Raw genomic sequence first — 18,361 nt, forward strand, 5'->3', positions numbered from 1 at the left:
CTCTCGCACTAGGAAGCATCCCGATTGTACAAACAGTCCTTTTTTCTGCAGTGGCAGCGATCGAGCTACCACTGCAGTGATATATGAGCAATAATGGCAAGATAAAGTCGCAACTGCTGCACAGAAAGCGCAAAAGCTCAAAACGGACAATTTAAACTATGCTTGGCATTCCTGGATATCAGATTTTCTCCCAAATTTATGAAAGCGCAAATTCCTTCGTTTATCGCGGAATTCGCGATCGCGAGCTACGCGACGGCTACGCCGAGCGCCTACCGATCATCCTCAAGCTGCTGAAAGAAGAATTGCCAACGCCAGCACAACTGCTCAGATACCAGCAGGAATACCAAATCAGTCAAACTCTGAATTTTTCAGGCTTTGTTAAAGCTTACAGCTTAGAAAAATATCATAATTCTCTTGCCATCGTCTTCGAGGATGATGGCGCTGAATCTTTAAGTTTATGGCGGCAGCAACATCAAATAACCTTAGCGAAATTTCTCCCCATCGCGATCAAAACTGTCGAGATTTTGGGTCAGATTCACAGCGCTAATATTATCCACAAAGACATTAACCCATCTAATATAATTATCAACCCCAAAACCGGGCAAGTCAAAATTATTGACTTCGGCATTTCGACAGTCTTGTCTATAGAAAATCCTACCCTAAAAAGTCCCAATGTTTTAGAAGGAACTTTAGCTTATATCGCACCCGAACAAACCGGAAGAATGAATCGCGCCATTGATTACCGCGCTGATTTTTATTCCCTGGGCGCTACTTTTTACGAACTGCTAACCAATCAACTGCCTTTTGAAGGTAATGACGCGATTGAATTAGTACACTGTCACATCGCTAAACAACCTATTCCGCCCCAAAAACTCAATCCAGAGATTCCTAAACCTGTTTCAGATATCGTAATGAAGCTGTTAGCAAAAACCGCCGAAGATCGATATCAAAGCGCTTGGGGAATTCAAGCAGATTTAGAGTTATGTCTCACTCAACTGCAAACTCAAGGCAAGATAGAAGACTTTACTATTGGTCAGCACGATATTTCAGATAAGTTTCAAATTCCTCAAAAACTTTACGGCCGAGAAACAGAAATAGAAAGCCTGCTGGCGGCATTTGAGCGAGTTGCCGGTAGCTTGCAGGAAGAAGCAGAAAGTGTAACCTCAGAAACTCAGCCCTCCCCCAACAGCCGACCACATTCCGAAATGATGTTAGTATTCGGATATTCCGGCATTGGCAAATCAGCATTAGTTCAAGAAATTTATAAACCCATTACCCGAAAAAAAGGTTATTTCATCGCCGGGAAATTTGACCAGTTTCAGCGAAATATTCCTTACAGCGCCGTCATTAAAGCCTTTCAAGAATTAGTGCGGGAGTTGCTCGCAGAAACAGAACCTAAACTCCAACAGTGGCGCGAAAAAATATTAACAGCAGTTGGAGTTAACGGTCAAGTCGTTATTGATGTAATTCCCGAATTAGAATTGATAGTTGGCAAGCAGCCAGAATTATCCGAACTTCCTCCCGCTGAATCGCAAAATCGGTTTAATTTAGTCTTGCATAACTTCATCCGCGTATTTTGCAAGCCAGAACATCCCTTAGTCATGTTTCTCGACGATTTGCAGTGGGCCGACTCCGCAAGTTTGCAGATGCTTCAATTGATAATCACTGACCCAGATATGCAATATCTGTTTCTGATTGGGGCTTATCGGGATAACGAAGTCAGTGCAGCCCATCCGCTGATGTTAACAATTAATGAGATTCAGAAAACGGGATGCGTTATTAATTCAATTTCCCTCTTACCTTTAAAGTTAAATGATGTCAATCATTTAATTGCAGATACTCTTAAATGCGATGTCGAAACAGCCCTGCCCTTAGCAGAGTTAGTCCTGCAAAAAACTCAAGGCAATCCCTTTTTTATTAACGAGTTTCTCAAATCACTTTATGCTGAGAAACTGTTAAAATTTGGAGTAACTTCTCCGAAGCTTGGGGGGACAAAGGGAGGCTGGCAGTGGGATTTAGAGCAAATTCAAGCCAAGGGAATTACTGACAATGTAGTCGAACTCATGGCAGGAAAAATTCAAAAACTGTCGCCGGAAACACAGCAACTATTAAAATTGGCTGCTTGCATTGGCAATCAATTTGATGTGAAAACCTTGGCAATTGTTAGTGAAAACTCAGTAAAAGCAACTAACGGGAAACTTTTGGAAGCAGTTAGGGAAACTTTAATTATTCCCGTGGGAAATGATTACAAATTTCTAGAATTAGAGCAAAATTCAGAAGATTTAACTGTTTATTACAAATTTTTGCACGATCGCGTGCAGCAAGCCGCCTATTCTCTAATTCCCGAACCAGAAAAGCAAGTTGTCCGCTACCGAGTCGGACAACTTTTGTTGGAAAATACTGTGCCGGAACAGCGAGAACAGAAAATCTTTGATATCGTCAATCACCTAAACTTTGGCAGCGAATTAATTGCTGCACAGCCGCAGCGCAATGAACTGGCAGCACTAAACCTTTTAGCAGGCAAAAAAGCCAAAGTTTCCGCTGCTTATAAATCAGCACTGGATTACTTCGCGGCGGGCAGGCAATTATTAAGTGCAGACAGTTGGCAAACCCAATACGACTTAACCCTGAATCTCTACGAAGAAGCAGCAGAAGCCGCTTACATCAGTACCGATTTCGAGCAGATGGAGGAATTAGCAACTCCGGTGCTGCAACAAGCGAAAACAGTTTTAGACAAAGTAAAAGTTTATCAAGCAAAAATTCTCGCTCAGTTAGCGCAAAGCCAGTTCCGGCAAGCAGTAGACACAGCTTTATCAGTGCTAGAACTGTTAGATATATATTTTCCCAAACACCCCAACCCGACAGATATTGAGGCGGCGCTGCAAGCAACTCAGGCAGCGCTAACAGGCAGAGAAATCGAAGATTTAATCGATTTGCCGCCAATGACAGCACCGGACAAATTAGCAGCCATGCAGGTGATATCAAGCACCTTTGCTGCTGCCTATTTTTCCTTTCCCCAAATCCTGCCGCTGTTTGCCTTTAAACAAGTCAATTTATCGATAGAATACGGCAATGCTCCCTATTCTTTGCCAGGTTATGCTAATTGTGGACTGCTTTTGAGCGCGATTTTCAATGACATCGAATCTGGTTACAGATTTGGCGAACTGGCTTTAAATTTGCTGGTAAAAATTAACTCCAACGAAGTCAAAGCAGAAACACTTCACATTGTGAATGGTTTTGTCAAACATTGCAAAGAATCGGTCAGGAAAACTTTAAAACTGTCGCAGGATGCTTGCGCGATCGGCTTGGAAACGGGAGATATAGAATATGCCTGTCACGCGGCCAGTATGTATGCATTGCACGCATATTTCATCGGCAAAGAATTAACAGAACTTGAACGAGAATTAGCTGCCTACAGCGACATGATGCGCCAACTAAAGCAAGAAGCAGATTTGAATTTTAATGAAATCTATCGGCAGGCAGTTCTAAATTTAATAGATGGCGCCGAAAATCCCTGTAAATTAATCGGTGAAGCTTATAACGAAGACATCCAGTTGCCAATGATGGTGCAAGCCAAAAATCGCAGTGCGGTTTACATTATTTACTTGCAAAAAACCATTCTCTGCTATCTCTTTGGAGAATTTGCTGAAGCTGTAAAATATGCTGATTTAGCAGCAAAAGACTTAGCCGGAGTAGTTGGTTCGCTTCTCGCTCCTCTCTTTTATTTCTACGATTCTCTCGTGCGACTTGCGGTTTACTTTGATGTCAGCCAGAGCGAGCGCGAACAAATGTTAGAACAAGTAACCGCCAATCTGGATAAACTGAAAGTATTGGCAACTCACGCACCGATGAATTACTTGCAGAAAGTAGAACTAATAGAAGCAGAATTGTGCCGCATTAAAGGGGAAAACTTTGAAGCAATGGACTGGTACGATCGCGCGATCGCCACCGCTGGAGAAAACGAATACATCAACGAAGAAGCCCTCTCCTACGAACTAGCTGCCAAATTTTACTTATCTAAAAATAAGACATTGATTGCCAATACCTACCTGCAAAATGCCCGCTCTTACTATCTCCGCTGGGGTGCAGCCGCCAAAGTTAAAGACTTAGAAAAGCGCTACCCTCAGCTATGGCTGAGACAAACATCAACAGGTACAAACCTTTCTGGCATAACCAGCACATCCCTTCCGCCAACCTCGACAGGCAGCAGCAGCTCGTTTATGCTGGATTTTACCACAGTAATCAAAGCATCGCAAGCAATATCCGGCGAAGTAGTATTAGCATCCTTACTGTCAAACTTAATTAAACTTACCATTGAAAATGCCGGAGCTCAAAAAGGTTTTCTCATCTTGCTAAACAGCAGGGGCCAACTCAGAATTGAAGCTGCCGGAGACGTTGACGGTTCCGTCCAAGTCTTGCAATCTCTTGCTGTTAATAAGAGTCAGAATCTCCCGACATCTATTATCAATTATGTCGCAAGAACTCAGTCAGATGTAGTTTTAAACGATGCCGTCCGCGAAGGAACCTTTACCGCAGAGCCTTATATTGCAATTAATCAACCCAAATCAGTCTTGTGCGCCCCCATCATCAATCAAGGCAAACTCATCGGCATTTTGTATCTAGAAAACAATCTCGCAACTGGCGCTTTTACAGCAGACAGATTAGCAGTATTGAGCATAATTTCTGCCCAAGCTGCTATTTCCCTAGAAAATGCCCAACTTTATCAAACCCTAGAACAAAAAGTAGAAGAACGCACCGCACAATTAGCCCAAGCTAATAGAGAAATATTGCTTTTGAACGAACGGCTAAAAGTAGAAAACCTTCGCATGAGTGCCGAACTAGACGTAACCCGCCGCCTGCAACAAATGATTTTGCCTAAACAGCAGGAATTAGAGTCAATAGAAGGGCTAGAAATAGCTGGATTCATGGAACCGGCTGATGAAGTCGGTGGCGACTACTACGACGTACTAAATTACGGCGGTAAAGCCACAATTGGCATCGGCGACGTGACAGGACACGGTTTAGAAAGTGGCGTGTTAATGATTATGGCGCAAACAGCAATTCGCACTTTGTTGATCCACAATGAAACCGACCCCGTTAAATTATTGCAGACCGTCAACCAAACGCTTTTTGACAACGTAGATCGCATGGATTCCGGGAAAAATATGAGCCTTTCTTTGCTGGAATATCGGGGGGACAACATCCTGCGTTTGAGCGGACAGCACGAAGAGGTGATTGTCGTGCGTTCCAGCGGCGAAGTAGAGCGGATTGATACCATGGAGTTAGGCTTTCCCATCGCCTTGGAAGCAGATATTGCCGATTTCATTGCTACTACTGAAATACAATTGAATTCGGGGGATGTTGTCGTACTCTACACAGATGGAATTACCGAAGCTTTTGATATGAAGAAATATCAATACGGTATCGAGCCCTTGATTGAAGTTGTTGTCCTTAGCAGGGAACAGTCAGCAACAGAAATCAAGCAAGCTGTTATTGACGACGTGCGGCGATACATCGGGGAGCAAAAAGTATTTGATGACATTACTTTGGTAGTAATCAAACAGAAGTAAGTAGGTAGGCACAAATAAACCTTGCTGTATAACCGAATGTACAACTGCCAGAACCGAAAGCCAATAGCTTCGTTTCACTCGCTTTTGACTACTTAAAGCAGATTCTATGTTTATGAACTACCCCCGCCTATCGTTCTATCCCCGTAGGGAAAAGGCGAAAACCTTTGTCCCTACACTTCATAAACCTGGAATAGGCTGTATGTATTTTCCCACTCATCTACTTAGTTCCGCTCAATTAATCAACTGCTTGAATGCGTCGTGTTCGCGAATTTTTTCTAAATCAGCTTCAGTTTTTGCCAACTCTTTACACACATTGGGATTAAGATTGAGGGCGCGCTTTAAATTTTCAATTGCTAATTCAATTTTACCTTGTAAGGCATAACATCGGGCTTTATTATACCAAATTCTGTAAAAGTCAGGCCGGATTTTAGCAGCATTGTCGTAGGAATCAATCGCAGCTTCGTATTTTTGCAATTTGGAGAGTGCCACGCCTCGATTGTTCCAAGCGTCAGTATAATCATTTTTAATTTGTAGGGCTTGATTGTAAGAAATTACTGCTTGTTCGTACTCCTGCATTTTGGAAAAAGCAACGCCTCGGTTGTTCCAAGCATCGGCATAATCGGGTTTGGCTTGAATTGCCTGTTCGTAACAGCCGATCGCCTCTTGGTACTTCTGCAACTCCAACAATACCACGCCTCGATTGTTCCAAGCATCGGGATAATTCGGACGAATTGTAGTAGCTTGTTCGTAAGAGGCGATCGCCTCTGGATACCGCTGCATTCTCGTGAGCACTACTCCTCGGTTATTCCAAGTATCGGCTAAATCCGGCTGAATTTGCAGGGCCTGATCGTAAGCTGCGATCGCATCTTGATAACGGTTTTCAAAGAAACAAGCATCTCCCTGTTTAGCATAGTCGCCGGCCGTCAATAACTTTTGGTAATTGCCATAGTTAACCGGAGCAAATTCTTGAATTTGGGCATCGGGGAATAAAAGGTCTGTTTCTGCCTCTGCCGGATGACTTTGCTGTTGAATTTCGCCTAAGATAGTTTCAGCGTCGGAAATTAATAGTTTTAATTGAGAGATTGTATCGTAATGGAGACTTTCAATTTCTTGGCGGGCAATTGTTGTCTGCTTGGACAATTTGCTCAACAGAAACCAAACCCCGACTCCGGCTGCTGTCGGAAACAAAGTTAGGGCAATTATCAGCCCGTTCAGCAGTACCGCCGTGCGCCCGAAAGCAATGTCAACTTCTTCTTGAACTCGATCGCGAATTTCTTCTTTAACTTGCTGCTGTGGGAATTCCTGCTGAATTAACAGTGTCGGCCTCGGTTCAGAGGCAGAAACGCTACTGGCGCAGACTAGAATAGTCGAAAGGGCGATCGGGCTAATACTTTTTCTAAAGATACTTGACAAACGCATTGCCTTAGTGATACGCACCTGAGTTGCGATTTCCATGTGTCAAGAGATGCTGATAACGATGATCCCAGACTAGCCCATTTGTTCAAAAACTATTAAATACAGGATATCTGTTGTGCAGTCCCCTCCGATCAAATTGCTGACGCAAGAATTGCTAGACGAAGTTGCCGCTTCCTCCCGCCGCAGTCCCCGACAGCGACAAAACTACAATTTCCACGACGATTTGTCTGAAAAAGTGCAGCGGTTTGTCAACGTGTTGCAACCGGGCACTTACGTCCGCCCTCACCAACACCTGCGCCCGCCTGCAATTAACGGTTTTGAGTTTTTTGCCGTGATTCAAGGAGAAGTCGGTATTGTTATTTTGAACGAAAACGGTCAAATCCTGCGCTCCTTGCGAGTCAGCGCTGCCGGCCCGACTCGCGCTGTCGAACTTCCAGAGGGTACTATTCACACGTTAGTAGCTTTGGCACCGGATACTGTGATTTTGGAGTTCAAGGAAGGGCCTTATGACGTGGCGGCAGATAAAGGCTTTTTGGCAGGTTTTCCTGCTGAGGAAACGGCGGCGGCGCGAGAATTAGTCCTGATTTGGGAAGCGGAATTTAACACTTGACTAAGGACTGATGACTGTTGACTGTTGACTGATGACTGTTGACTGTTGACTGTTGACTGTTAAAAATCTCAAATCTAAAATCTAAAATCTAAAATCGATGGGCTGATTACTAATTACTGATGAATCTAATTGTCGTCATCCGATTGTATAAATCCGGGGCGGTGCGAATGATTTTTCTCAGGAGCTCATCAGTCACCCAAAAGACGAGGGGAAACGAAAATGCTTTGCTGAATTCGCTGCATAGTAGGTTGGTAGAAACGAGCAATCTATCGATCGCCTCCACTGATTCCAAACCGAGGAGCATTAAAGCTGGAGGCTTTTCGCCGTCTATTTCTGCTGCGATTGTCGTGTAGAGAGTTGTCGCCGATTCGGGCAAAAACAGTTGCTGCGGTTTCACGGGACAATTTACTTGCAGCCGATCGACTATTTGCTGCCGTAAAGTTAGCGAGTTGCAGTTGACTAAAACGAAAGAAAAGTAACCTTGGGAAAGACGGAGCGCCCGCATTAAAGTTGAGAACGACCGCTCGTTATATTTAGCTGAGTCGTACTTAGCTGCATTGTCTTTAGCTGTATTTTCTGAGCCTTGCTCGATAAACATAAATTGCATATTTTTTATCTAGTTTTAGAGATTTTCTAGATTAAATGATGTTTCTAAAGAAAATGTGAAGATCGAAACTTTATTTTTCCTTTAAAAACTTTGGGGAAGTGTACCACGGTTTTAAATTAATATCAATAGTCCGATCGAAATAGTCCGCTCGACAGACTTGGCTTGAACCACACAAAAAGCACCTGCGACGCACAACAAAAGTATAGCCGCAGGCAGAAGGAAGAAGCATATTTCGCAAGGGTTTCAGCAATTAATAACGTTCTAAATATCTGGCACGATGGCTAGATAAAATGTAATTAAAAATACAAAAAAATCACCGGAAATTCTCAGCCAGCGGCAAAGTAAACCAAAAACTTGCCCCAGCACCGGGAGTGCTAATTACCCCAATTTGGCCGCCGTGAGCACCAATAATTTGGCGACAAAGATATAGACCCAAACCCAAACCGACGGAGTGTCGGGATCGATCGCCCCTAACGTAAAGGTCAAAAAGATGTTCGCACTGTTCCGGCAATATTCCCGCCCCGTCATCTTCCACAGTACAGTAAATCATCCTACTTCCGGGATTGGGGATTGGGGATTGGGGATTGGTAATGGGGGATTGTGGATTGGTAATCGGTAATTTGTGGATGTCTTGTTTTGCTGTGCTTTGATTTATAATTAATTTTCCCGCCTTGATTACTTGAGCCGAAACTGTTAAATTTAGTCCCGGCAGATTGTGTTTCAAAGCATTAGCAATTAAATTAGAGAATACACGCCACAACTGAGTTTTGTCAGCATTCACGGCTGGCAAATTATCCGGCACCAAATTTTTAAAAGTAGCTTTACCCTCATTCATTAAAGGCTCCAAATCTGTCGCAGCAGCTTCAACTACCGCCCTCAAATCAACCGATTCGCAGTGCAAAACCAAACCGCGCAATTCCCCGGCGTGAACTTCCAACAGCGAATTTATCAAGCGCAATTGCTGCTCGCTACCTTGAATCATCCGCTCCAAAACAGAACGGGGAATTGCGATCGAATCCCCAGGTTTCGTCTGCCAATTTTTCAGCACCATTAACATTCCCGCCACCGGGTTTCGCAAGTCGTGAGAAAGAGCGTGGATAAACAGCCGCAGCGATTCTTGTGCCTGTTTTCGCTGCGTGATATCCTCAATTAAACCCTCATAATAAAGCACGGCGCCGCTGCTGTCCCGTACCGCCCGCGCCTTCTCAGAAATCCAGACAATACTGCCGTCTGAGCGGTAAATTTTAGATTCAAAATCCGATACTGTGCCGCTTTTCTCGATCGATCGCAAAAACTCATTTCTGCGAGCCGGATCGACATACAACTGCCGCTCGATATCAGTAAACTTTGCCGTCACTTCTTCCGGGGAATCGCAGCCGTAAATCCGCGCCAAAGCTGGGTTTGCAGTAATGTAGCGGCCGTCGGGAGTGCTTTGAAAAATTCCCTCGCCGGCATTCTCAAAAATGCTGCGGTACTTCGCTTCCGCCACCTCCAACTGCTGGTAAGCAGATTCCAACTCACGCCTGGTACTAAACTCTTTCCGTTGCAGACATTCGTACCAATAAACCGACAAATCGCAAATCAAACAAAACCAAAACAAATATAAGTAAAACCCGGTCAACTTAAAAGGAGTATACTTAGCAAAACTTAGATTTAAAACCAAATTTATCCCGACGTGGCAACACAAAACGCCGAGTTGAGAAATCAAATGGAGGCGCCAGCGGACGGGCATCAGCGTAGCTTGGATCAGAAACGCTAAACTCCAGGTAAAAATTGGTAATTCCCCGGCTTGTGCGACAGCTAACCCAAGCTGTACAATCACCGTCAGCGACCACGAAAAACCCAAAAATAGCAAACCGGGATAGCGCTGTCCGAAGGAGGTTTTTTGCAACACAAAACAGGTCAACAAACCCAATTCTACAGCAGCGCTCGTGTACAAATAAACACTTTTAAACTCCTGGCGAGCGAAGAATCTTTCGCCCAGAAAATAGACCGTTATTGTGAAGGCAAAAAAGATGGCAATTCCCACAGCAGGGCGCAGCCGATCTCGGAGGAAGCGATCGCGCCACACCTCATAAACCGTTAACCCCTGAACTGATTTTGCGTTGCCCAAATAGCTCATACCATTTTAGATTTTAGATTTTAGACTGGCAAAGAGCGATCGTCCGAGTTGACAGCAGGTAGCGAAAACCAGAAACTCGATCCACCTCCGGGAGTGCTTTCGACGCCGATTTCGCCGCCGTGAGCTTTGATAATTTGCTTGGACAGGTACAAGCCCAAACCCAGCCCTGTTAATTGTCGGCTATTAGGGTCGTGAACGTAAAGTTCAAATAGAGATTCCCGCTGTTTGGCGCTGATTCCCACTCCATTATCTGTTACAGTACAGCGAACCATTTTTACGGTGACTCCGGGCAATTTGCTGCCGAGATTGCCAATTTGCCCCTGATAGCGAGGCATTTTGCCACTGCCGTCGAGGTTAAATTTGGCCAGGGTTTCCTGATTTTTCTGGGTGGTCTCGCCTATCCTAGGACGATCGCCCCCAGAAGATATCCGGTTAGCGATACAACCGGCGAGCTGAGTATTTTGAGATGTTAAAACCTGTGAATTTCCTTCAAAACTTAGCGTTTTTTCAACTTCTATTACTTCGGCTTTAAAAGCGATATTGACTCCCGGATGATTGTGTTTGATAGCATTAGTCAACAGATTTTCCAACACCCGCTGCAAGTGTTTGCTGTCGCCATAGACTCTCGGCAAATCCGTCGGTATTTCCTGAGTCAAAGTTGCTTGGTTTTTGGCCAATATCGGTTCTAAATCGCCAACAATTTCTGAAGTTAAAGACTGTAAGTGCAGCGGTACAGTATTGAGAACAATACCTTTGACCTCGCTAGCGTGAGCGTCGAGCAGGGCATTAACCATAGTCAATTGGTGTTCGCTGGCTTGAACGATCCGCTCCAAAATCGATCGAGAAACCGGAACATCTTGTAGAGAATCAGAGGCCGATTTGTTGAGCAAATTTTTCAGCAGTATTAACATTCCCATAACTGGAGTGCGGAGATTGTGAGAAACTGCGTGCAAAAATAGGTCTTTGAGGCGGTTGCTTTCTTGCAGTTCGTGCATTTTTTGCTGTAGTTGGCGGGTGCGTTCCTCCACTTGAGATTCCAAGTTGGCATTGAGAGCTTTTACCTGCTGCAAAAGTTGGGCTTGCTGGAGAGCGATCGCCACTTGGGTAGCGAGTTTTTCCAACAAATCAATTTCAAATTCCTGCCACTGGCGGGGCCCGGAGCACTGGTTGACGGCTAAGATCCCGAACAATTCATCCCCCAGGACGATCGGCACATTTAACGTCGCTCTAATTTGATAGTCGCTGTATATTTGGGCAACTGCACTGCTGAGTTGAACGCTAGCAGTATCGGAGATAGATCGGACACGGTTGGTGGCATAAAACGTTCTCAAGTTTTCGAGCTGATTCTCATCAGCGAGCACCCACCCGAGAATAGAACGGCATTGGCTTCCCACAGACTCAGCCACAACCTTACCGTACACCGGGCTAGGAAGATGTACCCCATGCGCGTCCACAATACCGATGAAAGCGCGGTCTGCCTTGAAAAATTGCCGGACTTCGGCAACAGTAGTGTTGAGAATTTCTTCGAGGTCGAGGGAGTTGCGAATTCGCAGGGCGATTTCTGAGAGCAAGCGATCGCGATCGGAGGACGCCCGCAAAGCGGTTTCCGCGCGGTGGCGTTCGGTAACGTCTTGGACTGTCGCGGCGATCGCCCCTGACTGAATGGCCGACTGTTCGCAGACAGTGCGTTCGGAGCCGTCGGGCAGCACAATTCGGTAGTTAATGCAATAAGGTTTGTGCTCAAACATAGCTTGGCGCTGCGATCGCGCCACCAATTCTCGGTCTTCTGGATGTACGGCCTGCAAAAAAACTTCTGGTGTCGGTTTGACAGTTCCCGGAGCAAAACCCAAGAGGCGGTAAAGTTCGTCCGACCACCGCAATTCGCTGTTGGGTGTACAGTGTTCTGACGATTCGTGAAAGTTCTCAGTTGCTTGGACGGCGGTGCAATTTAAATCCCAATTGCCCAACTGAGCGATGCGCTGAGCGTTCGCCAGACTAGCTTCGCGCGATCGCAGCGCCGCCGCCGTGCGGCGCACCTCAAAAAGCGCTTGCTGGCGTTCTGCTACGGCGGCCGCCAACATCAGAGCCACAAGGGCGATCGTACCGGTAAAAGCTTGTAAAAATAACACCGCTTGTTTGAGATTATCGCTTTTGGCGAAAAACGGGCCGCCTCCCTGGACTGATCCCAAAATCGCGATGTAAGACACGATCGAATAAGCAAAAATCGCTCCCGGCGGTTGAAACCGCAGGGCGGCCCAAACTATCAGAGGAAAAGGCAGATATTCCAGCGGATACTGAGCGATCGCCGCCTGTGTTTTCGAGCAAAAAAACAGCCAGCTAACGCTCAGCAATAGAGTCAGCCAGAGCGCTATTTCTGAATAATTAATAATTAAAAATATAAGATTATAACGGTTTTCAGGTGCAGGAAATGTGTGTCTCCGATTAGTAATTGGTAGTTGGGAATTAGTAAGTGATAATTGATTATTCTGTCTTTTAAAAAGTGCGATAAAAGTTGAAAAAATGGGGGTTTTTAAGGGAAATTTAAAACTATTAACGGCGTGGTTTAAAGTCAGCAGCACTGGCGTCACGAGCAAAATGCCCATGCCGTCTCCGAGCCACGTAGTCCACCAGTTGCGAGAGAAATTGCTCCACGGAGCCCAACCAAAAATGCACGTTCCCAAGTTGCCGAGGATAGAGCCGAGGAAAGTAGACCCGATGACAGCGCCCGCTACTAAAGCCAGAACATCTCGCAATCGATCGAGTTTGGTAGAAAATCCGCTCTCCCTCAGCAAAGCCTCTCCAGCCAGCGCTTGCAGGGTGACGCTAAAGGCAGATGTGACAATGACAGCCGACGGTATACCGCCGGTAGAGTTCAACAGCACCGAACCGAGGACAATTCCCGGCCACATCCGTCGTCCTTGCAGTAGCAGTGCTGCTAGAGCAATACCGGCGGGCGGCCACACGGGGGAGGGTTCGGCTTTCACCAGTCCCAGCATCGACACTGCGAGTTTTCCGGTAACAAAGTAGGCCAGGGCCAGGATGCCGGTGTACAGAAGCATTCGAGTGCGGGGGTTGAGCAGTTTCATGTTGAGTGCGATCGAATCCTCCATTCCTAGTTTTTAATTTAGGCGGCATTGGGGCGATCGAACTTCCTCCTGACGACTCACCTGACTGGGGGAGTGGGGAGTGGGGAGAGTGGACGACTGGGAGAGTGGGAGAGTAGGAGCATTTTTTCTTCTTCCTTCTTCCTTCTTCCTTCTATTAAAATCCAAAACTCCGCTTGCCATCCGGCTTAACAGTAAGCCAATTGGTCTTTGCCATTGCCAGTTGTTCCTCAGAAACTGTAGCGTTCGTAAGATTTGCCCCGCACAAATTTGCTCCCCGCAAATTCGCCTTAGTCAAATAAGCCCCCGTCAAGTCAGCACCTCGGAAATCCGCGCCTTCAAAATTGGCAGTGCTGCAATAAGCCTCAGTCAAGTTAGCATCTCGCAAATTCGCCTGAATTAACCTCGCGTGACCCAAATTTGCCCCCGACAAATCCGCTGCTTGCAAATTTGTCTTCACCAACCTAGCCTGATAAAAATTCCCCCCCGCTAACTGGGCTTTTTGCAGTTGCAGGCCAGACAGTTCGCAGTCAGCAAAATCGCGCTTGCCTTTAAAATATGCCGCTCGCACGCTGTTGGTGTCCCACTTAGGAGCAACTTTCGATACCTTTGACGCTGCTAAATTGCCGCTAGAAGGTCCAACGGTTCCGAAAGTTCTGCCGGACTCAGCCAGAGTTCGGGAAACTCTCGGCTGCATCCCCGTGTTCCCGGATGGGGTGAAGGAAGTTCTACCAATGCGGCTTTGATTCGATCGTACATCTGGATTGATTTTGCTCTGAGGCGGTGACCACGAAGAACCCTCGTCATTAAATATTGTCGGTTCTTCAACTGTACGAGAAGAGCCGTTGAATTGAGTTGCCAAGCCATCCATAAGACTTGGGTCTTCAAATTGGCCCGAGAGAGCTCTGAGGACATCTGCTGCCGATTGGAAGCGGTGCCCAACCATCGGCTTCAGCATTTTTTCGAGAATCCGCGCAAAATTTGGACTCACCTGAACATGGGGCTGCCAAACAATTTCGCCGGTTACTCCATCAAAATCTAAATCCTTGGGCGATTTTGCTGTCAGCAAGTACAAGCAAGTCATGCCCACCGCGTAGATGTCGCTGGCAAATATCGGCCGCAGCGCCATTTGTTCCGGGGGGGCAAAACTAAATGTGCCAACTGAAAATTTCGTGTTGGCGCTTTGGTCGGCGGGGTCTAATAATATTGTTTGGCTCACTTGGTCTTTTACCGCTCCGAAGTCAATCAGAACTAAGTGGCCGTCTTGAACTCGGCGAATAATATTTGCGGGTTTGATGTCTCGGTGAATTACTCCTTGGCTGTGGATATATTGCACTACTGGCAGAATTTCTAATAGAAAATTTTTAACGTCGGATTCGTTGAAACGGCCTGAGTGCTTGACTTCTTGTTTCAAAGTCGAGCCTTTAACATACTCTTGAACTAAGTAAAATTGCTGTTCCGTTTCAAAATAGTCTAGCAGCCTAGGTACTTGCGGGTGGTCGCCCAGTTGGCCGAGGGTTTTTGCCTCTCGCTTGAATAATTCCCGCGCCATTTCTAAAACTCGCGGCGACGAACTACTGGGTCGCAGTTGCTTGACTACACAACTCGGTTGACCTGGCAATGAGATGTCTTTTGCCAGAAATGTAGCTCCAAAACCTCCTTGGCCTAACGGTTCAATGACTCGGTAGCGAGCGCGCAGCAATAACCGCGCACCGCACGTCTGACACTGGAGAATAGAGTCAGCAGGGTTTTGAGGATGGGGACAGCCCGGATTTACGCAGTAGCTCATATTGATTGAGTTTGCCTATGTTGTTCTGATCTTGTCAGCGTCGCTCGACTGCACAAATTGCCTGTTCCTGCTTCTGGTAGAAATACTAATCTATCAGTTGTCGGCTGGCCGTGCCTTCGATGGCGAATTGGAATTGCACCTAAGTCTTTTATGCCGATATCTTTTCCCTATTTTGATTATCTCGCTGGTCTGAGTTTTTTCGGTTGATTATCCTTGAAGATAGTTTAAAGACTTGCTAAAGTTGTCCTTTTTTGTGTAAAGTCTTTCTAAACTTAGATGCTTTTTACGTTTTTAGATGTCTCTAGCATACCTCATTCTCTGAAGGAGAATGCTACTCATCCCCCAGTAGACATCGACCTTTGGGCATATTCCTCCTTTTTGCTGATGTGTACCATAAGAGTATTGACAGAATTGAATTAGTATGCTATGAAAAGCTTTCCCGAATAAATTCTGGGACTCAAAAGTCGTAGCCTGTCGGCGCCGACTTTTGACTAATAACTACCGAGCACTGACAACTAACTACTGACTAAATTATGCGTATATCTCTAAAGTGGCTCCGGGAATTGGTGGATGTGGTGATATCCCCGGAAGAATTAGCCGAAACCCTGACAATGGCTGGGTTTGAAGTGGAAGAAATTGAAGACCGCCGCCCCTGGGCAAGCGGCGTAGTTTTGGGCAAAATCATTGCCTGCGAACAGCATCCGAATGCAGACAAATTGAGAGTTTGTCAAGTGGATGTGGGCTCCTCAGAAGCTTTGAATATTGTTTGCGGCGCACCGAACGCTAGGGCAGACATCTACGTGCCTGTCGCTGTTGTCGGCACTTATTTATCGACTATTGATTTAAAGATTAAACCGGCTAAATTGCGCGGCGTTCCTTCCGAAGGAATGATTTGTTCTCTGGCGGAATTGGGACTATCTAAAGAGTCAGCCGGGATTCACATTTTCGATTTAGAAAATCCCGAATTGGGCAGCGATATTCGCCCGCTTTTGGGTTTAGATGACGTGATTTTAGACTTGACAGCAACTGCCAACCGTGCAGATGCTTTGAGCATGGTGGGTGTAGCGCGGGAAGTGGCGGCGCTGACTGGGGCGAGTTTGAGAATTCCCGAAGCGAATGGTGTGGCGATTGAGGGCAAAGAAAGTCCTGGTTTGGCAGTAGAAATATCAGAACCGCAAGGATGCCCGATTTACATCGGCACGGCAATTGAAGGTGTGAAAATTGGTGCTTCTCCAGCTTGGTTGCAGCAGCGGTTGCAGGCGGCGGGAGTGCGGCCGATTAATAATGTGGTGGACGTAACTAATTACATTTTATTGGAATGGGGACAACCGCTGCACGCTTTCGATCGCGATCGCCTGCAATCTTTCACCGGTACTCAAGATATAAGCATCGGCGTCCGCTTTGCCAAAACAGGCGAATCCTTCAAAACTTTGGACGGACAAAACCGCAATTTGCAAGCTCAAAATCTGTTAATTACTGCTAGCGACAAACCTGTTGCCTTAGCTGGAGTAATGGGCGGCGAAGATACGGAAGTTCACGAAGGAACGCAAAATTTAGTCTTGGAAGCGGCGATTTTTGACCAGGCAACGATTCGCCGTTCTGCGCGCGCTCAAGGGCTGCGTAGCGAGGCATCGATCCGCTACGAACGGGGGGTGAATCAGGCGGCCTTGGCGACGGCCTGCAACCGCGCTGTCGCCCTAATCTTGGAGTTGGCTGGAGGCACTGCGACGGTGCAGAAAACGGCGAGTTCGGGCGAGGATTTGAGTTTTTCGCGATCGCTCGAATTGCGTCTCGACCGAGTAAATCTGGTTTTAGGGCAGTTGAAAAGAGGAGAAACGGGCGGTTCTAAATATCTGGAACCGGAAGAGGTGAAAAACATTCTCACCGCCTTGGGATGCGAAGTTGTTCCAACGGAAAAAGAGCGGGTTTGGAATGTGACGGTGCCGCCTTACCGCTATCGCGATTTAGAAAGGGAAATTGATTTAATTGAAGAAGTTGCCAGACTGCACGGTTATGACAATTTCTGCGATACTTTGCCCAGCAAAACGGAACCCGGTTATTTGTCGCCGGAATACGCAGCAATTCGCAATGTGCGATCGGCTTTTCGGGCGGCCGGTTTGACGGAGTTGATGCACTATTCTTTGGTGAAAACTGAGGGAGACAATCAGGTTGTGCTGGCGAATCCGCTGTTTGTGGAGTATTCGGCTTTGCGGACAGAAATGCTGTCGGGTTTGATTGATGCTTTCGGGTACAATTTGGAACAGGGAAATGGGGCGCTAAACGGTTTTGAAGTCGGTCGCATTTTCTGGAAAGATGGGGATGCAATGAAGGAAGCCGATGCAGTGGCGGGGATTATCGGCGGCGATCCGACTGTGTGGAAATGGCAGCAGGGAGGGCGCGATCGACCTTTGACTTGGTTTGAGGCAAAAGGTATCTTGGAAAGCGCGTTTCAAGAGTTGGGTTTGTCAGTAGAATATCAAAGCGATTCCTCGAATACACGCTTGCATCCGGGCCGCACCGCTGCGTTATCGTTAAACGGAAAACATTTAGGAGTTTTTGGACAGTTGCACCCGCAATTGCAGCAACAAAAGGATTTGCCTGAGCAGGTTTACGTGTTTCAATTAGATTTAGCGGTGCTGTTAAGTCAATTAGGGCGATCGAACGACTTAACTCGCAAATTCGCGGGTTATTCGAGTTTCCCCGCTTCTGACAGAGACATTGCATTTTTCGCACCGGTTGAAGTTCCGGTTGTAGAGATGCAGAGTGCGATGAAAAAGGCGGCGGGTAGTTTGCTGGATTCGGTGGAACTGTTTGACGAATATCGAGGCGACAACGTGCCGGCGGGACAGCGGAGTTTGGCTTTTCGGTTAATTTACCGCGCGGGCGATCGAACTTTGAGCGAAACCGATGTCGAACCGGCGCAGCAAAAAGTGCGCGATGTTTTAGTTGAGAAATTCGGCGTTAGTTTGAGAAGCTAAAATAGGCCGCTACTCACCAATGGAGGCCGCCAGGGAATGAATTCCCTGGCTCAAAGCTAAAGTCCTCTCAAGAGGACTAACAAGACTTACGGATTACAAGGTAAATGTGCCATTTTGAGCATGAGCAAAGCGAAAATATCAAATTTTTGCAATAAAGCCGTTTAA

General features: G+C 46.4%; 8 protein-coding genes. 3 read left to right on the top strand and 5 right to left on the bottom strand.

The window, feature by feature from the left end; translation table 11 throughout:
• Nucleotides 1-158: 158 nt before the first annotated feature.
• A complete protein-coding gene (locus QUA47_RS20210; protein ID WP_333432069.1) occupies nt 159-5,570 on the top strand; it encodes an AAA family ATPase in 5,412 nt (1,803 codons plus the stop codon).
• A 231-nt stretch (nt 5,571-5,801) separates the two neighbouring features.
• Here QUA47_RS20210 and QUA47_RS20215 read toward each other — a convergent pair whose 3' ends face one another.
• The gene (locus QUA47_RS20215; RefSeq protein ID WP_333432070.1) at nt 5,802-7,025 is read right to left on the bottom strand and encodes a tetratricopeptide repeat protein; all 1,224 of its coding nucleotides are present in this window, start codon (nt 7,023-7,025) and stop codon (nt 5,802-5,804) included.
• 76 nt (nt 7,026-7,101) lie between these two features.
• Here QUA47_RS20215 and QUA47_RS20220 point away from each other — a divergent pair, with 76 nt between their 5' ends.
• The gene (locus tag QUA47_RS20220; protein ID WP_190662213.1) at nt 7,102-7,596 is read left to right on the top strand and encodes a WbuC family cupin fold metalloprotein; all 495 of its coding nucleotides are present in this window, start codon (nt 7,102-7,104) and stop codon (nt 7,594-7,596) included.
• A gap of 109 nt (nt 7,597-7,705) precedes the next feature.
• On the opposite strand, the gene QUA47_RS20225 is transcribed toward QUA47_RS20220, so the two are convergent.
• From QUA47_RS20225 to QUA47_RS20240, 4 genes are all read right to left on the bottom strand, one after another.
• The gene (locus QUA47_RS20225) at nt 7,706-8,203 is read right to left on the bottom strand and encodes a hypothetical protein (RefSeq protein WP_333284338.1); all 498 of its coding nucleotides are present in this window, start codon (nt 8,201-8,203) and stop codon (nt 7,706-7,708) included.
• 313 nt (nt 8,204-8,516) lie between these two features.
• A complete protein-coding gene (locus QUA47_RS20230) occupies nt 8,517-10,325 on the bottom strand; it encodes a PAS domain-containing sensor histidine kinase (RefSeq protein WP_333284340.1) in 1,809 nt (602 codons plus the stop codon).
• Between the two features lie 20 nt (nt 10,326-10,345).
• Entirely contained in the window at nt 10,346-13,435 is a 3,090-nt protein-coding gene (locus QUA47_RS20235; RefSeq protein ID WP_333432071.1) for an MASE1 domain-containing protein, read from the bottom strand.
• Nucleotides 13,436-13,586: 151 nt separating this feature from the next.
• On the bottom strand, nt 13,587-15,218 hold the full coding sequence (locus QUA47_RS20240) for a serine/threonine-protein kinase (protein WP_333432072.1): 1,632 nt from the start codon (nt 15,216-15,218) through the stop codon (nt 13,587-13,589).
• 533 nt (nt 15,219-15,751) lie between these two features.
• On the opposite strand from QUA47_RS20240, the gene pheT reads away from it, so the two are divergent.
• Complete coding sequence (gene pheT / locus QUA47_RS20245; protein WP_333432073.1) at nt 15,752-18,196, top strand: phenylalanine--tRNA ligase subunit beta; 2,445 nt, start codon at nt 15,752-15,754, stop codon at nt 18,194-18,196.
• The last annotated feature ends 165 nt before the right edge of the window (nt 18,197-18,361 follow it).

Source organism: Microcoleus sp. MON2_D5 (assembly GCF_036701905.1).
Taxonomy (GTDB): domain Bacteria; phylum Cyanobacteriota; class Cyanobacteriia; order Cyanobacteriales; family Microcoleaceae; genus Microcoleus.

Bases quoted from the DNA above. Each gene is read 5' to 3' on its own strand.
- QUA47_RS20235 (WP_333432071.1), bottom strand. From the start codon at position 13,435: ATGGAGGATTCGATCGCACTCAACATGAAACTGCTCAACCCCCGCACT.
- QUA47_RS20215 (WP_333432070.1), bottom strand. From the start codon at position 7,025: ATGGAAATCGCAACTCAGGTGCGTATCACTAAGGCAATGCGTTTGTCA.
- pheT (WP_333432073.1), top strand. From the start codon at position 15,752: ATGCGTATATCTCTAAAGTGGCTCCGGGAATTGGTGGATGTGGTGATA.
- QUA47_RS20225 (WP_333284338.1), bottom strand. From the start codon at position 8,203: ATGCAATTTATGTTTATCGAGCAAGGCTCAGAAAATACAGCTAAAGAC.
- QUA47_RS20240 (WP_333432072.1), bottom strand. From the start codon at position 15,218: ATGAGCTACTGCGTAAATCCGGGCTGTCCCCATCCTCAAAACCCTGCT.
- QUA47_RS20210 (WP_333432069.1), top strand. From the start codon at position 159: ATGCTTGGCATTCCTGGATATCAGATTTTCTCCCAAATTTATGAAAGC.
- QUA47_RS20230 (WP_333284340.1), bottom strand. From the start codon at position 10,325: ATGAGCTATTTGGGCAACGCAAAATCAGTTCAGGGGTTAACGGTTTAT.